The 23,575-nt window shown below is 72.6% G+C and carries 19 protein-coding genes; 12 read left to right on the forward strand and 7 right to left on the reverse strand.

Going from position 1 to position 23,575, the window contains the following annotated elements; all coding sequences use genetic code 11:
- Positions 1 to 59: 59 nt before the first annotated feature.
- Positions 60 to 605 (reverse strand): DUF1697 domain-containing protein, encoded by a 546-nt coding sequence (locus tag AC29IT_RS01165; protein ID WP_488217513.1) that lies wholly within the window; start codon positions 603 to 605, stop codon positions 60 to 62.
- A gap of 191 nt (positions 606 to 796) precedes the next feature.
- On the opposite strand from AC29IT_RS01165, the gene AC29IT_RS01170 reads away from it, so the two are divergent.
- Positions 797 to 1,561: a crotonase/enoyl-CoA hydratase family protein gene (locus AC29IT_RS01170; protein WP_358438919.1), complete on the forward strand. Its 765-nt coding sequence runs from the start codon at positions 797 to 799 to the stop codon at positions 1,559 to 1,561.
- Positions 1,558 to 2,304 carry a PaaI family thioesterase gene (locus AC29IT_RS01175; protein ID WP_488217514.1) on the forward strand — a complete coding sequence of 249 codons (747 nt, stop codon included), beginning with the start codon at positions 1,558 to 1,560 and terminating at the stop codon, positions 2,302 to 2,304. Before AC29IT_RS01170 ends, AC29IT_RS01175 begins: the two co-directional genes overlap by 4 nt.
- A 51-nt stretch (positions 2,305 to 2,355) precedes the next feature.
- On the opposite strand, the gene AC29IT_RS01180 is transcribed toward AC29IT_RS01175, so the two are convergent.
- Positions 2,356 to 3,930, reverse strand: coding sequence for a long-chain-fatty-acid--CoA ligase (locus tag AC29IT_RS01180; protein WP_488217515.1), 1,575 nt, complete (start codon positions 3,928 to 3,930; stop codon positions 2,356 to 2,358).
- Between the two features lie 546 nt (positions 3,931 to 4,476).
- Here AC29IT_RS01180 and AC29IT_RS01185 point away from each other — a divergent pair.
- On the forward strand, positions 4,477 to 5,241 hold the full coding sequence (locus AC29IT_RS01185) for a 3-hydroxyacyl-CoA dehydrogenase (protein WP_358438928.1): 765 nt from the start codon (positions 4,477 to 4,479) through the stop codon (positions 5,239 to 5,241).
- A 301-nt stretch (positions 5,242 to 5,542) separates the two neighbouring features.
- Here the strand turns inward: AC29IT_RS01185 and AC29IT_RS01190 are convergent, their stop codons facing one another.
- Complete coding sequence (locus tag AC29IT_RS01190; protein WP_488217516.1) at positions 5,543 to 6,577, reverse strand: SDR family oxidoreductase; 1,035 nt, start codon at positions 6,575 to 6,577, stop codon at positions 5,543 to 5,545.
- 134 nt (positions 6,578 to 6,711) lie between these two features.
- Here AC29IT_RS01190 and AC29IT_RS01195 point away from each other — a divergent pair, with 134 nt between their 5' ends.
- The gene (locus AC29IT_RS01195) at positions 6,712 to 7,548 is read left to right on the forward strand and encodes a helix-turn-helix domain-containing protein (protein ID WP_488217517.1); all 837 of its coding nucleotides are present in this window, start codon (positions 6,712 to 6,714) and stop codon (positions 7,546 to 7,548) included.
- Positions 7,549 to 7,779: 231 nt separating this feature from the next.
- Here the strand turns inward: AC29IT_RS01195 and AC29IT_RS01200 are convergent, their stop codons facing one another.
- A complete protein-coding gene (locus AC29IT_RS01200) occupies positions 7,780 to 8,430 on the reverse strand; it encodes a TetR/AcrR family transcriptional regulator (RefSeq protein WP_358438937.1) in 651 nt (216 codons plus the stop codon).
- A 181-nt stretch (positions 8,431 to 8,611) separates the two neighbouring features.
- On the opposite strand from AC29IT_RS01200, the gene AC29IT_RS01205 reads away from it, so the two are divergent.
- The 4 genes from AC29IT_RS01205 (at position 8,612) to AC29IT_RS01220 (ending at position 14,198) form a co-directional block, all read left to right on the forward strand.
- Complete coding sequence (locus tag AC29IT_RS01205) at positions 8,612 to 10,147, forward strand: acyl-CoA synthetase (protein WP_488217518.1); 1,536 nt, start codon at positions 8,612 to 8,614, stop codon at positions 10,145 to 10,147.
- Between the two features lie 69 nt (positions 10,148 to 10,216).
- The gene (locus AC29IT_RS01210; protein WP_488217519.1) at positions 10,217 to 11,362 is read left to right on the forward strand and encodes a thiolase family protein; all 1,146 of its coding nucleotides are present in this window, start codon (positions 10,217 to 10,219) and stop codon (positions 11,360 to 11,362) included.
- 208 nt (positions 11,363 to 11,570) lie between these two features.
- A complete protein-coding gene (locus AC29IT_RS01215; RefSeq protein WP_488217902.1) occupies positions 11,571 to 12,413 on the forward strand; it encodes an enoyl-CoA hydratase-related protein in 843 nt (280 codons plus the stop codon).
- Between the two features lie 129 nt (positions 12,414 to 12,542).
- Positions 12,543 to 14,198 carry a class I adenylate-forming enzyme family protein gene (locus AC29IT_RS01220; RefSeq protein ID WP_488217520.1) on the forward strand — a complete coding sequence of 552 codons (1,656 nt, stop codon included), beginning with the start codon at positions 12,543 to 12,545 and terminating at the stop codon, positions 14,196 to 14,198.
- A 66-nt stretch (positions 14,199 to 14,264) separates the two neighbouring features.
- Here AC29IT_RS01220 and fdxA read toward each other — a convergent pair whose 3' ends face one another.
- Entirely contained in the window at positions 14,265 to 14,582 is a 318-nt protein-coding gene (gene fdxA, locus AC29IT_RS01225; protein WP_488217903.1) for a ferredoxin, read from the reverse strand.
- 310 nt (positions 14,583 to 14,892) lie between these two features.
- On the reverse strand, positions 14,893 to 16,272 hold the full coding sequence (locus AC29IT_RS01230; protein ID WP_488217521.1) for a dihydrolipoyl dehydrogenase family protein: 1,380 nt from the start codon (positions 16,270 to 16,272) through the stop codon (positions 14,893 to 14,895).
- A gap of 143 nt (positions 16,273 to 16,415) precedes the next feature.
- On the opposite strand from AC29IT_RS01230, the gene AC29IT_RS01235 reads away from it, so the two are divergent.
- The 3 genes from AC29IT_RS01235 (at position 16,416) to AC29IT_RS01245 (ending at position 21,280) form a co-directional block, all read left to right on the forward strand.
- Positions 16,416 to 16,640: a hypothetical protein gene (locus AC29IT_RS01235; RefSeq protein ID WP_358438952.1), complete on the forward strand. Its 225-nt coding sequence runs from the start codon at positions 16,416 to 16,418 to the stop codon at positions 16,638 to 16,640.
- Between the two features lie 393 nt (positions 16,641 to 17,033).
- Positions 17,034 to 17,690, forward strand: a complete 657-nt coding sequence (locus AC29IT_RS01240; protein ID WP_358438954.1) for a response regulator — start codon at positions 17,034 to 17,036, stop codon at positions 17,688 to 17,690.
- Positions 17,687 to 21,280, forward strand: a complete 3,594-nt coding sequence (locus tag AC29IT_RS01245) for a HAMP domain-containing protein (protein WP_488217904.1) — start codon at positions 17,687 to 17,689, stop codon at positions 21,278 to 21,280. The genes AC29IT_RS01240 and AC29IT_RS01245 overlap by 4 nt, the downstream gene beginning before the upstream one ends.
- Here AC29IT_RS01245 and AC29IT_RS01250 read toward each other — a convergent pair whose 3' ends face one another.
- Complete coding sequence (locus AC29IT_RS01250) at positions 21,281 to 21,418, reverse strand: hypothetical protein (RefSeq protein ID WP_488217522.1); 138 nt, start codon at positions 21,416 to 21,418, stop codon at positions 21,281 to 21,283.
- A gap of 234 nt (positions 21,419 to 21,652) precedes the next feature.
- On the opposite strand from AC29IT_RS01250, the gene AC29IT_RS01255 reads away from it, so the two are divergent.
- Complete coding sequence (locus AC29IT_RS01255; protein ID WP_488217523.1) at positions 21,653 to 23,554, forward strand: cellulase family glycosylhydrolase; 1,902 nt, start codon at positions 21,653 to 21,655, stop codon at positions 23,552 to 23,554.
- Positions 23,555 to 23,575: the final 21 nt, after the last annotated feature.

The raw sequence follows: 23,575 nt of genomic DNA on the forward strand, positions 1-23,575 counted from the left end.
AGACGTCGCCGCAGCACATCGGTAGGGGACAACGTCCCGGCCGACATCCCGAGACGAGCTCACCCGCCGGAATCGGCGAGGTCCAGCAGGCGGGTCACCGTCGACCAGTTCCGGGAGGTGGCGCGCAGGCCGAGGCGGCGTTCCCACCAGGACTGCGGGACCCGCGAGTTCCGCACGCCCTCCGGGCACCACACGTAGACCTCGCGCTCGCCGAACCGCACCACGTCCGGCGCGCAGCCCGCCACGTCCAGCTCCGCCAGCGCCGCCGGATCGGGGCGCGCGGACAGGAACGTCACCAGGTACTGCGCCGGGATGCTCGCCACCTCGCCCAGCGGATCGGCCGCCACCACCGCCGCCAGCTCGTCGCGGGTGCGCACCAGCACCGGCACCTCGAATCCGAACTCCGCGGCGATGTCCGCCGCCACCAGCCGCTCCGACTCGGCCGGCGGGCAGGACGCGGTGAACACCGCGTTGCCGCTCTGCAGCAGCGTGCCGACCTCGCCGAAACCGCGACCGGCCAGCACCTCCCGCCACCGCGCCATCGGAATCCTGTTGTGCCCGCCCACGTTCACCCCGCGGAGCAGGGCGATCTGCCGTTGCCGCACCGCGCACCTCCTCCGGTCACGACACAGCATGCCCGCCACCACCGACGATCCGGTCCCGCGTGGGAGCATCGCGAGGTGGCCGACCGCACAGTGACCCGCGACGGTCTGCCTTGACCGTTTTTTCGCGGGCGAGTAACACTGCCAGGGAGAACGCCACCGCCAGGCGGCGCGGAGCAGGAGGAGAGCAGCACGTGAGCGAGAGCGTCCGCACCGAATTCGGCGACGGCATCGCCGTGATCACCATCGACCGGCCCGAAGCCCGCAACGCCGTCGACGCCTCCGTCGCCGAAGGCATCGCCGCCGCCGTCGACGAACTCGAAAGCCGCAGCGACCTCGTCATCGGCATCATCACCGGCGCCGGCGGCACGTTCTGCGCGGGCATGGACCTCAAGGCCTTCACCCGCGGCGAACGGCCGCACGTGCCCGGCCGCGGCTTCGGCGGGCTCACCGAACGGCCGCCGCAGAAACCGCTCATCGCCGCCGTCGAAGGCTGGGCGCTGGCCGGGGGCTGCGAACTCGCGCTGTCCGCCGACCTCGTTGTCGCCTCCCGCGAAGCGAAGTTCGGGCTGCCCGAGGTCAAGCGCGGACTCGTCGCCGCCGCGGGCGGGCTGCTGCGGCTGCCGAAGGCGCTGCCGTACCAGCTGGCCATGGAGATCGCCCTCACCGGCGACCCGCTCACCGCCGAGAAGGCGCACGCCCACGGCCTGGTCAACACCCTCACCGAACCCGGCGGTGCCCTCGACGGGGCGAAGGAACTCGCCGCGCGCGTCGCCGCCAACGGGCCGCTCGCCGTGCGCGCCACCAAGCAGATCGTCTCCGGTGCGCTGCGCTGGACCGACGCCGACGCGTTCGCCGAGCAGTCCGAGATCGCCGCACCCGTGTTCGCCTCCGCCGACGCGCAGGAAGGTGCCCGCGCGTTCGCCGAGAAGCGCGCCCCCGTGTGGCGCGGCGAGTGACCGCACCGCAGCACCGGAACGACCAGGAGACACCCGTCATCAGCGAATACCGCCAGTCCGACGCCGAACGCGAGCCCGACGGCTCCGGCGAGGACCACGCCCAGGACCGAGCCCGCGCCGCGCGCGAACTCGGCGACGCGCTCCGCGAACTCGTCCAGGCCGCCACCGGCACCGAAGTGGACGCGGCCACGCTGCGCAAGACCGCCGACCAGGCCCGCGACCTCGTCGGCCCGCTCACCGAAGCGAGCCGCACCCGGCACGTGCCGCCGACGCTCGACGAGGCCAAACCCGGCAGGCGGATGTACAACCCCGCCAGCGGGCCCGGAAACCCGATCGCACCACCGATGCGAGTGCGGGTCGCCGACGGCGTCGCCACCGGCACCTGCACGCTCGGGCTCGCCTACGAAGGCCCGCACAGCTACACCCACGGCGGGGTCAGCGCGATGCTCATCGACCAGATCCTCGGGCACGCGCACGCCGCCCAGGGGCGGCCCGGCATGACCGTGTCGCTGTCGCTGCGTTACCGCAGGCCGGTGCCGCTGGAAACGCCGCTGCGGCTCACCGCCTGGGTGCCGGAGGACTCGATCACCGAACGGCGCACCGGGCCGAAGGCCACCATCACCACCGAGGACGAGCCGGACCGGGTCCTCGTGGAGGCCAGCGGGATCTTCGTGATCCCCACGGCCGAGCAGGCCAACCGGATCTTCGGCGACAACCCGCCGTCGCGGTGGTCCGAGGAGTAGCTCCCGCAGGTGGACGCCCCGCCCGGCCCGCGAGCGGGCCGTCCACCCGGATCAGGTGTCCGGGAGTTCGCCGTCCGCGCGGGCGGTGCGCAGCTTCGTCTTGAGGATCTTCCCGCTCGGGTTCCGGGGCAGCTCCGCGATCACCGAGATGTGGCGGGGGCGCTTGTAGCCCGCCAGGTGCTCGCGGCAGTAGGCCTCCACGTCCGCGGGCGTCGGCGGATCCGCCGGATCGCGGGCCACCAGCACCGCCAGCGGGGTCTCGCCCCACCGCTCGTCCGGCACGCCGATCAACGCCACCTCGCCGACCTTCGGATGCCCGGCCAGCACGTCCTCCACCTCGGCGCAGTAGATGTTCTCCCCGCCCGAGATGATCATGTCCTTCTTGCGGTCGACGACGAAGTAGTAGCCGTCCTCGTCCTCCCGCACCAGGTCGCCGGAGTGGAACCAGCCGCCCGCGAACGCGTCCGCGGTCTCCGCCTCCTTGCCCCAGTACCCCTGCATCACCGTCGGGCCGCGGTACACGATCTCGCCGACCTCGCCGCGCGGGACGTCGTTCATCTCCTCGTCCACCACGCGGACCTCGACGTTGAGCATCGGCGTGCCCACCGACCCGATCTTGCGCAGCGCGTCCTCCCCGCGCAGCAGCGTCGTCACCGGGCTGCACTCGGTCTGGCCGAACGAGGTCACCACCTCCGCGTCCGGGAACAGCTCGATCATGCGGCGCAGCAACGGAGTCGATGCGGGCGCCGCGCCCCACGACAAGCGGTGCAGCGCCGACCAGTCCCGTTCGCCCACGCCCGGCACCGAGCAGATCGCCTGCCACTGCGCCGGAACGAAGAAGCAGTCCGTGACGCGCTCGCGCTCCAGCACGTCCACCACCTCCGCCGGATCGAACCGGCCCGAACGGGAGAGCACCGTGCAGCCCCCCAGCAGCACGTTCGGCATCATCCCGGAGACCCCGGCGATGTGGAACAGCGGCGCACCCGAGATCCCCACCCGCTCCCCGGCGGGCGTGCCCAGGTGCGCCATCATGCTGAACGAGTGCATCAGCAGGTTGTGGTGCGTCAGCACCGCGCCCTTCGGGCGGCCCGTCGTGCCCGAGGTGTACATGATGAACGCGGGCGACTCCTCGGCCACGTCGATACCGGGTGAGTCCGGGTCGGCCGCCGCCAGCGCCTCCTCGTAGCCCTCCGCGTCGGCGTCGGCCTCGCCGATCACCAGCACCGCGCGCAGCTCCGGCGCCTGCTCGCGCGCCTTGGCCAGCACCGGGGCCAGTGCCGCGTCCACCACCACCGCGACCGCGCCGCTGTCGGTCAGCGCGTACGCCACCTCGTCCGGCACCAGCCGGAAGTTGATCGGCACGCAGATCGCGCCCAGCCGGCCGCACGCGTGGTAGGCCTCCACCACCTCGATGCCGTTCAAGCCCAGCACCGCGACCCGATCGCCCGCCGACACCCCGCGTGCCAGCAGTGCGTTCGCCAGCCTGCTCAACCGCTCGTCCAGCTCCCGGTAGGTGCGGCTCGCGTCGCCGAACCGCAACGCCATCGCGTCGGGGATCTTGCGGGCGTGCCGCGCGATCTGGTCGCTGCTGGTCATGCCGGTACCGGTGGGGCGTGTGCTGTGCATCGGCGATTCCTCGGCGTTGACGACGGGTCCGGGTGACCTGAGAACAACGAGACGCCACCCCGAAATGTGTCGCCCCACCCCGCGGATCGGAGTGAACGGACCGTTCGTCCGATCTAGCTGGTTCAACGGTCCGTTCACCCGAACCCCGCCGGAGACCGTCTCGGCGGCGGGGTGGGTGAGCGGACCGTCCGTCCGATCTGGTTGGCAGAAGGGCCCGTTCACTCCAGTACGAGGGGGAAGCGGAGTGAACGGACCGTTCGTCCCATCTAGTTGGTCGAACGGTCCGTTCACTCAGGGAGCGGTTGAGATCATCTCGGCGATGGGGTGGGTGAGCGGACCGTTCGTCCGATCCGGTTGGTCGAACGGTCCGTTCACTCGTGCCTGGCGGGCTGGGTGAGCGGGCCGCTCGTCCGATCTGGTCGGTTCAACGGTCCGTTCGCCTCGGTTCGCGGCGGGTTCTTGCGGTCGGCGTGCCGGGTGCCGTAGAAAACGGTCATTGCTGACTGGTCGGGGCTCGGGTGGCCTCGCCGGGACGAGGAGGAGCGCATGGACATCGCCGGCGGCGTCGCAGTCATCACCGGAGGAGCGTCCGGGCTCGGGCTGGCCACCGCGAAGCGGCTGGTCGCAGCCGGTGGCAGCGTCGTGCTGCTGGACCTGCCCACCTCGGCGGGCGAGCAGGTCGCCGCCGAGCTCGGCGAGCGGGCTCGGTTCGCCGCCGCCGACGTGACCGACGAGGACCAGGTCGCCGCGGCGCTCGACGCCGCCCAGGAGCTCGGGCCGCTGCGGGTCGTCGTGAACTGCGCGGGGCTCGGCAACGCACTGCGGGTGGTGAGCCGCAAGCACGGCGCGTTCCCGCTCGCCGCCTTCACGAAGATCATCAACATCAACCTGATCGGCACCTTCAACGTGCTGCGCCTCGGCGCCGAACGGATGATCGCGCACGACCCGGTGGGGGAGGAGCGCGGCGTCATCATCAACACCGCCTCCGCCGCCGCCTTCGACGGCCAGGTCGGGCAGGCCGCCTACTCCGCGTCCAAGGGCGGCGTCGTCGGCATGACCCTGCCGATCGCCCGCGACCTCGCCGAGCACCACATCCGGGTGGTCACCATCGCGCCCGGCCTGTTCAACACGCCGCTGCTGGCGGGCGCTTCCGAAGAGGTCAAGGCCTCGCTGGGTGAACAGGTCCCGCACCCCTCGCGGCTCGGCGAACCCGACGAGTTCGGCGCGCTCGCCGAGCACATCGTCGCGAACCCGATGCTCAACGGCGAAGTGATCCGCCTCGACGGCGCCATCCGGATGGCCCCGCGCTGAGCGAACGACCGTTCGCCAAAATACGGGCTGAACGGTCCCGTCACGCCGGACAGCGGGTCGTGCACGTCCGGTTGCGCCCGGGGTGGGGTGAACGGTCCGTTCGACCGACGGGAGTGGATGAACGGTCCGTTCACCCAGGTGCGCGGCGGGAGAGGGAGCGGGCCGCTCACCGGGCATCGGGTGAACGGGCCGTTCGAACAACCGGACGGCACGAACGGTCCGCTCACTCCGAGCCGAGCCGAGCCGAGCCGAGCCGAGCCGAGCCGAGCCGAGCCGAGCCGAGCCGAGCCTGACGCGCGGATCAGGCCCTCACCAGCGACTTCGCCACCAGGCTCTCCGCCGCCGCTACGATCGCCTCCTCGGCGCCGCGCGCCCGCCAGCCGAGCACGCGGCGGGCCTTCTCGCCGGACGCCTGGCGGGCGTGGCCGAGGTCGGCCAGCGCCGGCCGCAGCCCGGGGGAGAACACCGAGGCGAACCGCAGCAGCCCGCTCGGGATGCGGTGCCGCGGCACGTGCCGCGCCGCGTCGCCGAGGTGCTCCCGCAGCACCGCGCCGACCTGGGCGAGGGAGATCGGCGGATCACCGGCGAGCAGGAACCGCTCGCCCGCGGCGTCGGGCGAGGTCATCGCCGCGACGTGCGCGGCGGCCACGTCCCGCACGTCGACGAACGGGATCCACTGGTCCGGGAAGCCGCGCAGCGCCCCGTCCAGCACCCGCTTGATGATGTGGTTCGGTCCGGAGATCGCCTCGCCCAGCACCGGCCCCACCACGGCGACCGGCAGCATCGTCACCAGCTCCGTCGCCCCGCCTTCGGTGGCGATGAAGTCCCAGGCCGCCCGCTCGGCGAGGGTCTTGCTCCGCCCGTAGGCGTCCACCCCCGGCCCGTCGAGGACCGTCCAGTCCTGCTCGGTGAAGGTGCGTCCGGTCCGCGGATGTCCCCAGCCGACGGCGTGGAACGCGGAGGTGAGCACGACCCGCCGCACCCCGGCGTCGCGGGCGGCCCGCAGCACCCGCACCGCGCCCTCGCGGGCGGGGACGATCAGGTCGTCCTCGTCGGCCACCGGGCCGGGCCGCACCGGGGAGGCGACGTGCAGCACGAAGTCGCACCCGGCGACGGCCTCGGCCCAGCCCGCGTCGGAGGTGAGGTCGGCTTCGGCGAAGCTCAGCGCCTCGTCGTGCACCGCACCGGCCTCGGCGAGCGTCGCGCGCACCGCCCGCTCCCGCCGCACCGACCGCACGGTGGTGCGCACCAGGTAGCCGTGCCGCAGCAGCTCGAGGAGGCAGTGCCCGGCGAGGAAACCGGACCCGCCGGTGACGAGGACGCGTTGCTGAGTCATGTCGTTCGCTCCGAAGGTCGTGGAGTTGCCACCGACCACGATCCGACCGGTCCCGGTACCGGACCAGAGCCCTGCTCAGCGGGGGGACCGGCAGGACCCCGGCTGCGGTCCGGCCCGCGGCCTACGGTGGGGGAATGAGCGACCAGAATCTGCTCGGCGCGTTCCTGCGCGCCCGCCGCGAACTCGTCACCCCGGCGGACGCGGGCATCCCGGTGCTGGGTGTGCGGCGGGTGCCCGGGCTGCGCCGCGAGGAGGTCGCGATGCTGGCCGGGATCAGCGCCGACTACTACCTGCGCCTGGAACGCGGCCGGGACCGGAATCCGTCGGTGCAGGTCCTGGAGTCGCTGGCCCGCGTGCTGCAGCTCGACGAGGACGCGCGGCAGTACCTGCTGGGCCTGGCCGCGGACAAGCCGCGCCGCACCCGCCGCCGCAAGGAGGTCGTCCCGGCGAGCACCGCGAAGCTGGTGGACTCGCTGCCGCTGCCCGCGTTCGTCGAGGGCCGCTGCTGCGACGTGCTCGCCGCGAACCCGCCGGCCACGGCGCTGTCCCCGTTCCTGACGGCGGGCCGCAACCGGTTGCACGACGTGTTCCTGGAACCGGGGGAGCAGGCGCTGTTCCCGGATTGGGAGGGTGCGGCCGCCGCGCTGCTGGCCGGGTTCCGCGAGGCCGTCGGCGGCGACGCGGACGACCCGCGCTGCGTCGAACTGGTCGGGGAGCTGTCGCTGGCCAGCCCGCTGTTCCGGCGGCTGTGGGCGCGGCACGACGTGCGGCCGCGGGCCGGGGCCGCGGTGCGGTTCACCCACCCGCAGGTCGGGGAGCTCACGCTGAACCGGGAGAAGCTGCTGATCACCGGCACCGACGGGATCATGCTGGTGGTGTACCACCCGGACGCGGGCACCGACTCGGCCGACAAGCTGGCCCTCCTCACCGCCGCAGCACTCCCACCAGCCCTCTCCCGAGCCGAACCCTGATTCTCGGCCCGCGAACGCGCGTGCCGGTTCGTGCCGTCTTCCTGTCAACGGCGAAGCCGCTGAGCCGACGACCACCGAAGACACCGGCATCGCCGCGCGTTCTCAGCGGGATTCTCGCGAGGGCGGCTTTTCCCTCATGGCGGAGCCACTCGGGAAAAAGATCCCGCAGCGCGAACCCCGCTGAGGTTCCGGCGCCCCACCCCTACGCGACAGGGTGGGCATCCCCAAAACTCAGTCCTCGTCGAACAGCAGCCTGCGCGCCAAGTCCTTCCAGAGCGCCAGATGCGGATCCGTGGCGGGCGACCGGTCCTCGAAGGCGTAGGGCATCGCCGCGCCGCGCATGCTGGTGAACAGCAGTTCCCGCAGCAGCTCGTACCGCGGGTGCGCGCGCACCGCGGGGCCCCAGATCTCGTCGGTGGCGGTCCGGATCGCGGCGCGCAGCCCGCGTTCCTCCGGCAGCAGCGCCGCGCCGAGCGCCGGGTTCGTGCGTGCCGCCGTCCACAGCTCCATGGCCGCCCAGAAGTGCGGTTCCTGGAACGTCTCCCACAGCAGCTCGATGCACCGGTCCACCCGCGCGGGGCCGTCCGGTTCGTCGGCGAGCTTCTGCTCGGCGTGCACGCTGGTCTGGGCGAGCCGCGTGTTCGCCAGGTGCTGCGCGGCCGCCACCAGCAGGCCGTCCCGGGACGGGAAGTGGTGCAGCAGCCGCCCGCGCGACACCCCCGCCTTCGCCTGGATCACCAAGGTGGAGGCGCCCGCGTAACCGTGCTCGATGAGGCAGTCCACCGCGGCATCGAGGATCAGCGCTCTGCTGTCGGCGGTGCGCTCCTCGCGGGTGCGCGGTGCGCCGGGAGCCGTCGTCTTAGCCGTATCGGACCGAACCACCCGGTCAGCGTACCCGGCGGGGAAACCGTCCCGTAGCCGTAGCAGTCGGCATTGACCGTCGTGGTGCGGCGGTGCCAGGCTCGGGCCGGGCCCGGTGCCCGCACCGGGTTCCGCCGTGGCCTCCGCCGCTTCGCCGGGTGGCGGAGGCCCGCGGCGTGGTCGAGGTTCGAGGAGGAACCGCATGTACCCAGGTGCCCACGCCGCGACCGACCCGGACCGGCCCGCCGTGATCATGGCGGGTTCGGGCGAGCGGCTGACCTACGGGGAGCTGGAAGAGCGGTCGATCCGGCTGGCGCACGCGCTGCGCGGTGCCGGGCTGCGCCGCGGCGACGTGGTGGCGCTGCTGACCGACAACACCCCGCCCGCGTTCGAGGTGTACTGGGCCGCGGTCCGCTCCGGGCTCTACATCACCGCCGTGAACAGCCACCTCACCGCGTCCGAGGTCGCCTACGTCGTCGAGGATTCCGGCGCCGACGCGCTGGTCGTCTCGGCCGCCCTCGCGGAGGTCGCCGCCGAGGTCGGCGCGTTGGTGCCGGGGGTGCGGGTGCGGCTCGCCTTCGGCGGCGAGGTCGCCGGGTTCGCGGACTACGAGGCGGTGCTGGCCGCATCCTCGCCGCGCCCGCCGGACGATCAGCCGCGCGGCGCCGACATGCTCTACTCCTCCGGAACCACCGGGCGTCCCAAGGGAATCCGGCCCGAGCTGCCCGACCGGCAGGTGCACGAGGAAGGCGACGTGCTCACCCCCGTCGTCGCGCAGCTGTACGGGATCGGGCCCGGCTCGCGGTACCTGTCGCCCGCTCCGATCTACCACGCGGCACCGCTGCGCTACTGCGCTTCGACGCACGCGCTCGGCGGAACCGTGGTGCTGATGGAGAAGTTCGACCCGGAGCACGCGCTGCGCGCCATCGAACGCCATCACGTCACGCACAGCCAGTGGGTGCCGACGATGTTCGTGCGGATGCTGAAGCTGCCCGCGCAGGTGCGCAATCGCTACGACCTTTCCAGCCACCGCGTCGCGGTGCACGCGGCCGCGCCCTGCCCGGCGGCGGTGAAGCAGGCGATGATCGACTGGTGGGGACCGATCCTGCTGGAGTACTACTCCTCGACCGAGGGCATCGGCATGACGTTCATCGATTCCGCCCAGTGGCAGCGGAAACCGGGTTCGGTCGGCCGCGCGGTGCTCGGCGAAGTGCGGATCTGCGACGACGAGGGCCGCGAGCTGGCGCCCGGCGAGGTCGGCACCGTGTTCTTCGCGCGCGACGAGCAGGCCTTCGAGTACTGGGGTGACGCGGAGAAGACGCGCTCCGCGCGGCACCCGGCGCATCCGGGCTGGGCGACGGTCGGCGACGTCGGCTACCTCGACGACGAGGGCTTCCTGTTCCTCACCGACCGCAAGGCGTTCATGATCATTTCGGGTGGGGTGAACATCTACCCGCAGGAGGTCGAGGACCTGCTGGCGCTGCACCCGCGCATCGCCGACGTGGCGGTGATCGGCGTGCCCGATGCGGAGATGGGCGAGGCGGTGAAGGCCGTGGTGCAGCCCGCGCCCGGTGCCGAACCCGGTCCGGCGCTGGAGCGGGAGCTGCTGGAGTTCGTGCGCGCCCGGATCGCGCACTACAAGGCGCCCAGCAGCGTCGACTTCCTCGCCGAACTGCCCCGCACGCCGACCGGGAAGTTGGTGAAGGGCGCCCTGAAATCCCGGTACGCGTCCGCGTGACCGTCACGCCGGACCGTGCCACGTCGTTGACGGTCAGAGTTGACCGTTTTTATCGGTGGGAGGAACACCATGCGTGACGCGGTGATCGTGGCAGCCGTCCGCACCCCCGTCGGCAAGCGCGGTGGCGCGCTGTCCGGCGTGCACCCCGTCGACCTGTCCGCCCAGGTCCTCGGCGGACTCGTCGACCGCGCGGGCCTCGACCCCGGCGAGGTCGACGACGTCATCTGGGGCTGCGTCGGCCAGGTCGGCGAGCAGACCCTCGACATCGCCCGCAACGCCGTGCTCGCCGCGGGCTGGCCGGACACCGTCACCGGCGTCACCGTCGACCGGCAGTGCGGCTCCTCGCAGCAGTCCGTCCACTTCGCCGCCGCCGGGCTCATCGCCGGGCACTACGACGTGGTCGTCGCGGGCGGCGTCGAATCCATGAGCCGCGTCCCCATGGGCACCTCCGCGCAGGGCGCCGACCCCTTCGGGCCCCGGCTGCTCGACCGCTACCAGGGCGACCCGCCCAACCAGGGCATCGGCGCCGAGATGATCGCCGAGCGCTGGGGGCTCAGTCGCACCCAGCTCGACGAGTTCAGCCTCGCCTCGCACGAGAAGGCCGCCGCCGCGCAGGACGCCGGTGCCTTCGACGCGCAGATCCTGCCCGTCACCGCACCCGACGGCGCCATCGTCGACCGCGACGAAGGAATCCGCCGCGGCGGCACCACCGACAAGCTCGCCGGGCTCACACCCGCCTTCCGCGAGGACGGCGTCATCACCGCCGCCAACAGCTCGCAGATCAGCGACGGTTCGGCCGCCCTGCTCATGACCACCAGCGAGAAGGCCGTCCAGCTCGGGCTGCGCCCACTCGCGCGCGTGCACACCGCCTCGCTCGCCGGCGACGACCCCGTCATCATGCTCACCGCACCCATCCCCGCCACCCGCAAAGCGTTGCGGCGCAGCGGGATCGAGCTCGACCGGATCGGCGCCTTCGAGGTCAACGAAGCCTTCGCGCCCGTCCCGCTCGCCTGGCTCGCCGAGATCGGCGCCGACCCGAAGACCCTCAACCCGCTCGGCGGCGCCATCGCGCTCGGGCACCCCCTCGGCGCCAGCGGGGCCCGGATCATGACCACGCTCGTCCACCACATGCGGGACACCGGGACGAGGTATGGACTCCAGACCATGTGCGAAGGAGGCGGCCAGGCCAACGCGACTGTTCTGGAGTTGGTCTGAGGTCGTTCTGCTTCGGGGGTCGGGTGGCGGAACCTCAGCCGACTTCTCGCTGCGGGATCGATTTCACCGGTGGCTCCGCCACAGGAGAAATCGCTGTCCTCGCGAGAAGTCGACTGAGAACCCGCGGCGGTGCCGGGTGATCGGGTGGTCGCTGCTCAGCGGCTTCGCCGCTGACAGGAAGGCGTTGCGGGGTGGCTGGAGGGTGGTTGTGGAGTACTCGGAGATCTCGTACTCGGTGGTGGAGCGGGTGGCGACCGTGCGGTTGGCGCGGCCCGCGGCGCTGAACGCGTTCACCGACGTGATGCGGCGGGAGCTGATCGACGCGTTCGACCGGGCCGACGCCGACGACGACGTGCGGGTCGTGCTGCTCACCGGGGAAGGCCGCGCGTTCTGCGCCGGAGCCGACCTCAGCGGCGGCGCGGGCACCTTCGACGCGCGGGAACGCGCCGACCTGCCCGAGAACACCCCGGACGGCGTGCCCCGCGACGGCGGCGGCACCTGCGCACTGCGCATCGCCGCCGCGAAGAAACCCGTCAACGGGGCCGCCGTCGGCGTCGGGGCGACCATGCTGCTGCCCGCCGACATCCGCATCGCCGCCGAATCCGCCCGCTTCGGTTTCGTGTTCGCCCGTCGCGGTCTCGTCCCGGAAGCGGCTTCCAGCTGGTTCCTGCCCCGCATCGTCGGCATCTCGCAGGCGATGGAGTGGGCCGTGACCGGTCGCGTCTTCGACGCCGCCGAAGCGAAGGCGGGCGGCCTGGTCTCCCGCGTCGTCCCCGACGGCGAACTCCTCGACACCGCGCACGGCATCGCCGCCGAGATCGTGCACGGCACCGCGCCCGTCGCCGTCGCCGCCACCCGCCGACTGCTGTGGAGCATGCTCGGCGCCGCGAGCCCCTTCGACGCGCACCGCCTCGACTCCCGCACCATCCACCACCTCGGCGCCGGACCCGACGTCGCCGAAGGAGTCCGGGCGTTCCTGGAGAAGCGCCCCGCCGACTTCCCCGGCTCCGTCTCCGCCGACTACCCGGAATTCCTCCCGCCCTGGCCGTGATCGTCCCGTTCGCCCGGAGGTGCCCGCCGCTGCGGCGGTTCGGGGGCTGGTCCCGAGACCGGCCGGTACCGCAGACTGGATCCGATCGTGGAGTCGACCGGTCGGCGTGGACCGGGGAGGAGTCGCGGCATGGCGGATCGGGAGCGGTTGCTGGCGGAGCTCACCGGGCCGGGCGGCGAGTTCGAACTCGTCGACGCCGAGGTGCGCGGCATCCCGATGCGGGTCTACGCCACCGGACCGCAGACCCTCCGCGACGTGCTGATCAGCACCGCGGCCCACGGCGACGCCGACTACCTGGTGTTCGGCGAGCAGCGCTGGAGCTACGCCGAACACCTGCGGACCGCCGTCGGACTGGCCCGCAGCCTGCGCGCCGACTTCGGCCTCGACGCGGGCGACCGCGTCGCCATTGCGATGCGCAACTACCCGGAATGGGCGCCGATCTTCTGGGCCGTGCAGGCCGCCGGCCTCGTCGCGGTACCGCTGAACGCGTGGTGGACCGGGCCCGAACTGCGCTACGCGCTCGCCGATTCCGGGGCCCGCGTGCTGTTCGCCGACGCCGAACGGGTGGCCGAGCTGGCCCCCGACTTCGGCGCCCTCGAAGTCGTGCAGGTGCGCGGCGACAGCCCGCCCGAAGGGGTGCGCTGCTGGGCGGAACTGCTCGCAGGCCTCGAACTCGCGGACTCGCTGCCCGACGTGGTCGTGGCGCCCGACGACGACGCGACCATCATGTACACCTCCGGCACCACCGGACGCCCCAAGGGCGCCGTCGCCAGCCACCGCAACCACTGCACGAACCTGTGGAACATGGCGCTCGGCCGCCGCGCCGGGCAGCTCGCCGCCGGAATCGAACCCGACCCCGACGCGCGGATCGGCGTGCTGCTCACCTTCCCGATCTTCCACATCGCGGGCCTGTCCGGGATGTGCTCGGCGACCCTGGCCGGGGCGAAGCTCGCGACCCTGTACCGCTGGGACGCCGGAGCGGCCATCGACCTGGTGCGGCGGGAGGGGCTGACCACGCTGGCCGGAGTGCCGACCGTGCTGCGCGACCTCGCCCGGCACGCCGGCGGCGATCTGTCCACAGTGGAAGTCGTGAGCATGGGCGGGGCGCCCATCCCGCCGGACCTGGTGGGGCTGGTGCACACCGCGTTCGCCCCGGACGTCGCGCCCGGCAACGGCTACGGGCTCACCGAGACCACCTCGGCGGTGGTGAACAACACCGGTCCCGAGTACGTCGAGCACCCCGACAGCGTCGGCCGCTGCGTCCCCGGCGCGCAGCTGCGCGTCGTCGACCCCGGCACCGAGCAGGACCTGCCGGACGGGGAGATCGGCGAGCTGTGGTTCCGCGGACCCAACGTGGTGCGCGGCTACTGGAACGACCCGGAATCCACCGCGGCCGCGTTCACCGACGGCTGGTTCCGCACCGGCGACCTCGGCCACGTCACCGACGGGCGGGTGCACGTGGTGGACCGGATCAAGGACATCGTCATCCGCGGCGGCGAGAACGTCTACTGCGCCGAAGTGGAGGCCGCCCTGTTCGAGCACCCCGACGTCGCCGACGCGGCCGTCGTCGGCGTGCCGCACCGCGAACTCGGCGAGCAGGTCGCCGCCGTGGTCCGGCTGCACGAGGGCGCGAAGACCGATGCCGACGACCTGCGCGCGCACGTCGGCGAACGCCTCGCCGCGTTCAAGGTGCCCGAGCACGTGCACCTGCGCACCGGCCCGCTGCCGCGCACCAGCACCGGCAAGGTCCTCAAGCGCGACCTCCGCCGCGAACTCGCGCCCTGACACCGGCAGGTGAATGGCCCACTCGCCCCGGCGGACGGGGTGAGTGGGCCATTCACCTCGGAGGGGTCAGGCCATCGGCGGCAGCCCCGAGATCGGGGGGACGTCCCGGTCGACCTTGCCGACGGACGCCGCCCCGCCGGGGGAGCCGAGCTCGGCGAAGAACTCCGCGTTCGCCTGCGTGTAGGCCGCCTGCTCCTCCGGGACGTCGTCCTCGTAGTAGATCGCCTCCACCGGGCAGACGGGTTCGCAGGCGCCGCAGTCGATGCACTCGTCCGGATGGATGTAGAGCATCCGGCCGCCTTCGTAGATGCAGTCCACCGGGCACTCGTCCACGCAGGAGCGGTCCAGCACGTCCACGCACGGTTCGGTGATCACGTAGGTCACAACGGGGCCTCCGAACATCGGTTCCACCTGGCGGCCTCCCCGGTGCCGCGCCCGCTCAAACCTCCGGCCCCGGTCCGACCCGGCCACGTCCCCCACCCCGAAGAGATCACCAGGTGAGTGGCCCATTCGACCAACGAGAGTGGGCGAATGGCCCACTCACCTCGAAGAGGTCACCGGGTGGGTGGCCCATTCGACCGACCAGGGTGGGCGAATGGGCCGCTCACCTCGGAGTGGTTGCGAGGTGGTGGGCCGCTCGGCCGACTCGGGTGGGCCGAGGGAGCGCCGGGCCTGGTGAGCCCGTCCCGCGAGCTCAGCCCGCCCCCAGCGCCTCCAGCGCCGCCGAGATGGCTCGGTGGAACGTCGGGTACGCCCAGATCTGCTGCCGCAGCACCGGGATCGGCACCTCCGCGTGCACCGCCACCGACAGCGCCCCCAGCACCTCGCCGCCGCCCGGGGCCACCGCGGTCGCCCCGACCAGCACGTCCCGGTCCGCGTCCGCCACCACCTTGACCAGCCCGTCGCCGCCCGGCCCGTGGATGAAGCCGCGCGGCGTCGAGGAGAGCTCGGCGAGCCCGGTGCGCACCCGCACCCCCTGCTGCCGCGCGGCGGATTCGGTGAGCCCGACCATGCCCACCTCCGGATCGGTGAAGGTCACCGACGGCACCGCCCGGTAGTCGGCCGCGGGACCGCCGGTGCCGAGCACGTCGGCCGCCGCGATCGGCGCCTGGTAGACGGAGGTGTGGGTGAACGCGCCGTGCCCGGTGACGTCGCCGATCGCCCACACCCCGTCGGCGGCGCGCAACCGCTCGTCCACCGGGATCGTGCGGGCGTTCTCGTCGAGCCCGACCGCGCCGACGCCGAGCCCGGCCAGGTCGGTCCGCCGCCCGGTCGCCACCAGCAGCCGCCGCACCCGCACCGGCTCGCCCCGGTCGAACTCGACGCGGAACAGCTCCCCGTCGTGCGAGACCCGCCGCACCGCGGTCCCCGTGCGCACGTCGACGCCGTCGGCGCGCAGCACCCGCTCCAGCACCGCGGAGGCCTCCGGTTCGGCCGGGCCGAGCACCCGCTCCCCGTTGTCGACGAGGGTGACGGCGCTGCCGAACCGCGCGAACACCTGGGTGAACTCCAGCCCCACCGGCCCCGCGCCGAGCACCAGCAGCGAATCCGGTGCCTCCCGCGCCGCCACCGCTTCCCGGTTCGTCCAGTACGGCGTGTCCGCGAGGCCCTCCACCGGCGGCACCAGCGGCTCGGTGCCGGGGTTGAGCACGATCCCCTTGCGGGCGTGGAACGTCCGCGGCTCCGGACCGCCGGTCACCACGACCTCGCCGGGGGCGGTGATGCGGCCGCGACCGCGCACCAACCGGCCGCCGGTCTTCTCGAACCGCTCCACCGCGGCCGTGTCGTCCCAGCCGGTGGTGGCCTCGTCCCGGATGCGATCCGCGACCGGGGTGAAGTCGGGCCGCACCGTCGCCGAACCGGCCAGCCGCGGCACCCGGCGGGCTTCGCCGAGCGCGTCGGCGGCGCGCACCATCATCTTCGTCGGGATGCACGCGTAGTACGGGCATTCGCCGCCGACCAGCCGGGCCTCCACGGCCACCACGTCCAGACCGGCCGTGGCCAGGCGCCCGGCGACGTCCTCCCCACCGGGCCCCATGCCGATCACGACCACGTCGACCTCTTCGGCTGCCATCCGTCGCTCCTCGTCCGCGTCGTCGTCCCGAGATCCGCCGTCCCGGTCACCTCTCCGGCCCCCAGCGCACCACTGCCGCGCCATCGCCGCACGCGCCTCGCCGCTGGCCTGCGGCGCCGCCCGCGGGTGACTACAACGGAAGCATGGCCGACACCGACACCACCGCACTCGTCCCCGGGCAGAGCATCTCGCGGGACAACGGCGAACGGCTGGGCCGGTCCGCGGCGGGGCACCTCGTGCAGCTGCGCCGCCGCGTCGCCGAACCCGGTTTCGTCGTCACCTCCGGCTCCACCCGCGGCGACGCGGTGCTCACCGCCGAATGGGCGCACGCCAACGCCGCCTTCGACCGCATGATGCGGGAGGACTGACCCCGCCCGGCATCGCCCGCTGCACCGCGCAGGGGCCGCCGTTCCGTGACCTGGGCGCAACCGCGGTGGAACAACCGGGGGGTGCACTGGGGTGCACGAACCTTTTCACGGTGCCCTCCAGAGGAGGCGGTGCAGCGATGATGACCTGTGCGAGTTGCCGCGAACCGATCCCGTCCTCCAGCCCGTCCGATGACTTCTGCCGCGAGCAGTGCCAGCTGTCCTGGTACGCCCGCCGCCTCAGCCCGGGGCTGAGCGGAACGGCCGTCGCCCCGATGTCCCCGCTCGAACTGCGAGATCGACGCCACGCCGCCCCGGGCGCATAACGCCCGCTCGTGCCTATGCTGGTCGATGCCCTGGTGTCCGCGGTGATCCACGAGGGAGGCCGGCGAGCGAATGGTGATGCGCGTGTTCGTGGTCGACGACCACGAAGTGATCCGGCGGGGCGTGGCGGCCCTGGTGAAATCCGATCCCGATCTCGAGCTGATCGGTGAGGCGGCGTCGGCGACCGAAGCCCTGGCGCTGGTGCCGCAGCACGACCCGGACGTCGCGGTGCTCGACGTGCGGCTGCCCGACGGCAACGGCGTCGAGCTGTGCCGGGAACTGCGGTCGCGGCAGCCGGACCTGCGGTGCCTGATGCTCACCTCGTTCGACGACCACGAGGCGCTGCTGGACGCGATCCTGGCCGGGGCGTCGGGATTCGTGCTCAAGGGCGTGGTGAGCGAGGAGCTGCTCAGCGCGCTGCGCACCGTCGGTTCCGGGCGGTCGCTGCTGAGCCCGAAGAAGACCGAGGCGATGCTGGCGTGGCTGCGCCGCGAGCAGGAGCGGGCCGATCCGCTGCGCGAGCTGACGTCGCGGGAGCGGGAGGTGCTGGAGCTCATCGGGGAAGGCCTCACCAACCGCGAGATCTCGCAGCGGATGTACCTCGCGGAGAAGACCATCAAGAACTACGTGTCGCAGATGCTGGCGAAGCTGGCGATGCGCCACCGCAGCGAGGCCGCCGTGCTGGCCACCGAGCTGCGGCTGGACCGCGGCACCCGGGACAAGGGCTGACGGTGACCGCCGACCCCGGGCGGGAACGGCTGCTCGCCGGTCTGCGGGACCTGCGGGACGGCAACTTCCGCCGCAGGCTCGCGGTCGCGGGCCCGGACGCGGAACTGGCCGCCGCGTTCAACGACCTCGCCGAGCGCAACCAGCGGCTCATCGCCGAACTGCGCCGGGTCACCGGCGTGGCGGCGCGCGGCGAATGGCCGCACCCGGCGGTCGCCTTCGGCGGCACCGGCGGCTGGCGGGAGGCCGAGCGGGCCGTGGAGGAGCTGCTGGAGTCGCTGTTGCGGCCCGTCGGCGAGCTCAGCCGGGTGCTCGGCGCGGTCGCCGCCGGAGACCTGTCGCAGCGGATGCCGCGCCGTTCCGGGGAGCGGCTGCCCGGCGGGCTCGGCGACGTGGCCTCCCGGTTCAACGACCTGCTCGACCAGCTGTCGCTGTTCGCCTCCGAGGTGACGCGAGTGGCGCGCGAGGTCGGCAGCGAAGGCAGGCTCGGCGGTCAGGCGCAGGTTCCGGGTGTGGCGGGGACGTGGCGCGGGCTGACCGACTCGGTGAACCTGATGGCCGACAACCTCACCGCGCAGGTCCGCAACATCTCGCAGGTCGCGGGGGCGGTGGCCCGGGGCGACTTGAGCCAGAAGATCGACGTGGACGCGCGCGGCGAGATCCTGGAGCTGAAGAACACGCTGAACACGATGGTCGACCAGCTCTCCGCGTTCGCCGACGAGGTCACCCGGGTCTCCCGCGAGGTCGGCACCGAGGGCAAGCTCGGTGGTCAGGCGCGGGTGCCGGGGGTGGCGGGGACGTGGAAGGACCTCACCGACAACGTCAACCTGATGGCGGACAACCTGACGGCGCAGGTGCGCAACATCGCCGCCGTCGCCTCCGCGGTGGCGGGCGGTGACCTGTCCAAGAAGATCACCGTGCAGACCAAGGGCGAGGTCGCCGCGCTGGCCGAGACGATCAACGGCATGGTCGAGACCCTCGGTGCCTTCGCCGACCAGGTCACCCTGGTGGCCCGCGAGGTCGGCACCGAGGGCATCCTCGGTGGTCAGGCGCGGGTGCCGGGGGTGGCGGGGACGTGGAAGGACCTCACCGACAACGTCAACCTGATGGCCCGCAACCTCACCAACCAGGTGCGCAACATCGCCCAGGTCACCACCGCCGTCGCCCGCGGCGACCTGTCCAAGAAGATCGACGTGGACGCGCAGGGCGAGATCCTGGAGCTCAAGACCACCATCAACACGATGGTGGACCAGCTGTCCGGTTTCGCCTCCGAGGTGACGCGGGTGGCGCGCGAGGTCGGCACCGAGGGCAAGCTCGGCGGGCAGGCCGAGGTCGCCGACGTCTCCGGCACCTGGCAGCGGCTCACCGAGAGCGTGAACCGGCTCGCCGGGAACCTCACCACCCAGGTCCGCGCCATCGCCGGGGTCGCCAACGCCGTCACCAGCGGCGACCTCACCCGCCAGATCACCGTAGCGGCCAGCGGGGAGGTCGCCGAGCTCAAGGACGACATCAACGCGATGATCTCGAACCTGGCCGAGACCACCCGCACCAACGAGGAGCAGGACTGGCTCAAGACCCACCTGACCCGGCTGTCCGGCCTGCTGCGCGGCAGCCCCGAGCTGCACGCCCTCGCCTCGCTGATCATGACCGAGCTGGTGCCGCTGGTCTCCGCCCAGTACGGCGCGTTCTACCTGGCGCGCCCGGGCGCGGACGGCGAGCCGGAGCTGACCCGCACCGCCACCTACGGGCTGCCGCACCCGGGCACCCCGCAGCGCTTCGAACTGGGGCAGTCGCTGGTCGGGCAGGCCGCCGCGGACCGCACCACGATCCTGGTGCGCGAAACCCCGCCGGACTACCTGCGGATCAGCTCCGGGCTGGGCGCGGCGCCCCCGGTCGGCGTGGTCGTGGTGCCGGTGCTGTTCGAGGACGAGGTGCTGGCGGTGCTGGAACTGGCCTCGGTGCACGAGTTCAGCGCCCTGCACCTGGACCTGCTGCAGCGCCTGCAGGAGACCATCGGGGTGGAGGTCAACACGATCCTCGCCAACACCCGCACGGAAGAGCTGCTGGCGGAGTCGCAGCGGCTCGCGCGGGAACTGCGGGCCCGTTCCGAACAGCTGGAGCAGCAGCAGAACGAGCTGCAGCGCTCCAACTCCGAACTCGCCGAGAAGGCCGAGCAGCTGGCGGCCCGCAACCGGGACATCGAGATCAAGAACAGCGAGATCGAGCGGGCGCGCCAGCAGCTGGAGGAGCACGCGGGCGAGCTCTCCCAGGCCTCGGCGTACAAATCGGAGTTCCTGGCCAACATGTCGCACGAACTGCGGACCCCGCTGAACAGCTCGCTGCTGCTGGCGAAGCTGCTCGCCGACAACGTGGACGGCAACCTCACCTCGCAGCAGGTGGACCTGGCCCGCACCATCCACGCGGCGGGCAGCGACCTGCTGGCGCTGATCAACGACGTGCTGGACCTGTCCAAAGTGGAGGCAGGTCGGATGACGGTGCTGCCGGAGGACGTGCCCACCGCCGAACTCGTCCGGCACCTGGACGCCCAGTACCGGCCGGTCGCCGCCGACAAAGGACTCGAATTCACCGCCGTGGCGGCGGATTCGGTGCCCGCGACGATCCGCACCGACCAGAGCAGGCTGGAGCAGATCCTGCGCAACCTGCTGTCCAATGCGGTGAAGTTCACCGAACGCGGCTCGGTGCGGCTGCGCATCGACCGGGCCCACCACTCGGGCCAGGTCGCGTTCTCCGTCGAGGACACCGGAATCGGGGTGCCCGCGGGCAAGCTCGGCCGGATCTTCGAGGCGTTCCAACAGGGCGACGGCACCATCGTGCGCGAATTCGGCGGCACCGGGTTGGGCCTGTCCATCAGCCGGGAACTGACCGCGCTGCTCGGCGGCAGGCTCTCGGTGGACAGCGAACCCGGCCGCGGCAGCACGTTCACCCTGCTGCTGCCGCTGGAATGCCCCGACGCCGAGCCGGAACCCGACGATCCGGCGCCCGCGGCGATCGCCGACGTCACCGCGCCGCAGACTCCCGCGATCGCCCCCAGCAGCGCCGAAGTCCACTTCGACGTCGCCGCCGAAGGCATCGATCCGCCGCTGCTGGACCGGGAATCCACCGCGTCCTTCCGCGAGCTCACCGCGGACGGCGCCGAAGCGGGGAACGGCCGGAACCCGGTGCCGCGGTTCACCGGCCAGCGCGTGCTGGTGGTCGACGACGACCCGCGCAGCGTCTACGCGCTCACCGCCCTGCTGGAGCAGCGCGGCCTGCGGGTGGTGCACGCGGACAACGGGATCGCCGGCCTCGGCGCGCTGCAGGAGCACGACGACGTGGCGATCGTGCTGATGGACGTGATGATGCCCGAACTGGACGGGGATTCCACGATCCGCACCATCCGCCGGATCCCGCGGCACCAGCACCTGCCGATCATCGCGGTGACGGCGAAGGCCATGCCGGGAGACCGGGAGCGCAGCCTCGAAGCCGGGGCGACCGAGTGCGTCACGAAACCGGTGGACGCGGAGCGGTTGCTGCGGCTGCTCGCCGAGCAGCTGGGGCTCGATCCGGGACCGCGGAACGGGCCCGGCGCGTGATCAGCGCTCGTCGCCGTCGGTGGTGGGGAGTTCGGCGAGCTGCTCGCGCAGCCGCTGCGCCCACATCAGGTCGCGGGCGAAGGTCGCGTCGTGGTGGTCGACGCCGTGCGGGTACCGAGGTTCCTGTCCGGTGCTCATGGGTGCGTCCTGCGGTTCGGGGGAGGGGCGCCCGGGTTCGGGGATTCCGGCCCCGCTCGGGGGACAGACGAGGCCGGAAACCTCCAGCCTAGGCGCTCTGGTCCCGGTGCCGGGACTCGGGGTCGACGGTGCTCCGGGGGCCGCGCGGTGCGCGTTGCGCCGAACGAATGAAAGATGAATAGCGTTCACGTTGGCTGCTTGTGGCTGGACCGCGGGATTCGTAGCTTGTGGCGCATGATCCGCTCGCTCGGCATCGCCTGCGCGCTGTCGCTGGCCGCGCTCCCGCTCCCGCTCCCGCCCGCGCACGCGCACGCCGCACCGGCCGCGGTACCCGGCGGGGGAGCGTCCGTCGCGATGCCCGGCGCGGGAGCGCCTGCCGAGGTGTCCGGCGCCGCGGCGCCCGCGGACGCGACGCTCACCCTCGTGCCCTCCCCGAACGGCGCGTCCTACCGCGACGGCCACGGCCGGGAGGTCGTGCTGCGCGGCTTCAACGTCTCCGGCGAGGTCAAGCTCGCCGAGAACGGCAACCTGCCCTTCGCCACCACCGCCGACGCCCGCGAGTCCGCCGCCGCGCTCCGCGAGAGCACCGGCGCCAACGCCGTCCGCTTCCTGCTGTCCTGGGAACGGGTGCAGCCCGCACCGGACCGCATCGACCACGACTACCTGCGCCAGGTCACCGAGCAGATCGCCGCGTTCGCCGACGCCGGGTTCTGGGTGCTGCCCGACTACCACCAGGACCTCTACTCCCGGCACCTGTTCCGCCCCGACAGCTGGTACACCGGCGACGGCGCACCGGACTGGGTCGTCGACGGCGGCGACTACCCGCCGGAGAGCTGCGGGATCTGCGTCCACTGGGGGCAGAACATGATGAACAACGAGGCGGTGAAGCAGGCCAAGGCCGACTTCTGGCACGACCGCCGCATCCCCACCGGAGCGGGCCCGGTCGGCGTGCGGCAAGCGTTCCTGGACCAGGCCGAGACCACGCTGCGCCACCTGGCCACCCACCTCACTCCGGCCCAGTTCCAGCGCGTCCTCGGTTTCGACCCGATGAACGAACCGCACGCCGGGGAGCTCGACGACGGCCAGGACGCCGCCGAGTGGGAACGCGACCTGCTGTGGCCGTTCTTCCAGGAGTTCCGCGCCGTCATGGATCGCGCCGGCTGGCAGGACAAACCCGCCTACGTCGAACCCACCCTGTTCTGGAACAACAACGTGCCGTTCGTGCGGGAGCCGGGCGGGTTCACCGAGCTCGACGCGCTCGGCACGCGGTACGTGTTCAACGCGCACTTCTACCACGCCCTCGCCCAATCCGGGCTGTACGGGAAGGCACGTGACGGGGAGAATTCCGCGGACTTCGCCGAGATCCGGGACCGCGCCGCCGACCTCGGCACCACCGGGTTCGTCTCCGAATTCGGGCACCCGCTCGGTGGCGGCACCGCCGACAGGTTCCCGACCGTCCTCAAAGGACTGTACCAGGGCATGGACTCCCGGCTGCCCGGCGCCGACTGGTGGCAGCGGCCCGCCGAATCCGGACCGGTGCTCTCCGGAACCCAGTGGCAGTGGGACATCTACCACGGCAGGCACCACGAGGAGATGAACGGGAACCCGGAGAAGGTGCAGACCGCCGCCGACGGGTGGAACGGCGAGGACTTCTCCGTCGTGCACCGCGACGACACTGGCACCCTCGGGCTGCGCGCCGACCCCCGGGTGCTGGACCGGCTGTACCCGCGGGCGGTGGACGGCAGCACGCTCGCGTTCAGCTACGAGGACCGCTCCCGCGACGGCGACACCACCCTCACCTGGAACCGGATCCCCGCCGAACTGCCCGCGCTGCGCGAGGTCGTCGGCGACGGGCAGTTCGGCGCGCTCGTGTGGCGGGACGGGCCGGGGACCGCGCCGACCGAGCTGCACCTGCCCGCGACCTTCGGCGAGCGCACCACCACCGTGCTCTCCGACCTCGACGCCGACGCCATCGGCCGCACCGCGGACTCCCGGCTGCTGCTGTCGGCCCCCGACGAACCGGGCGCGGTGCACGTCGCACTCATCGCCAACGGTCCCGGCGCACCCGCCCCGGACCGGCTCGCCGCGGCGCGCGCGGAACTCACCGGCTGGCTCCAGCACCACTTCTCCGGCTGAGCCGCGCACCTCGCGGGTGCG

This window comes from Saccharopolyspora sp. MMCC62, assembly GCF_057736575.1.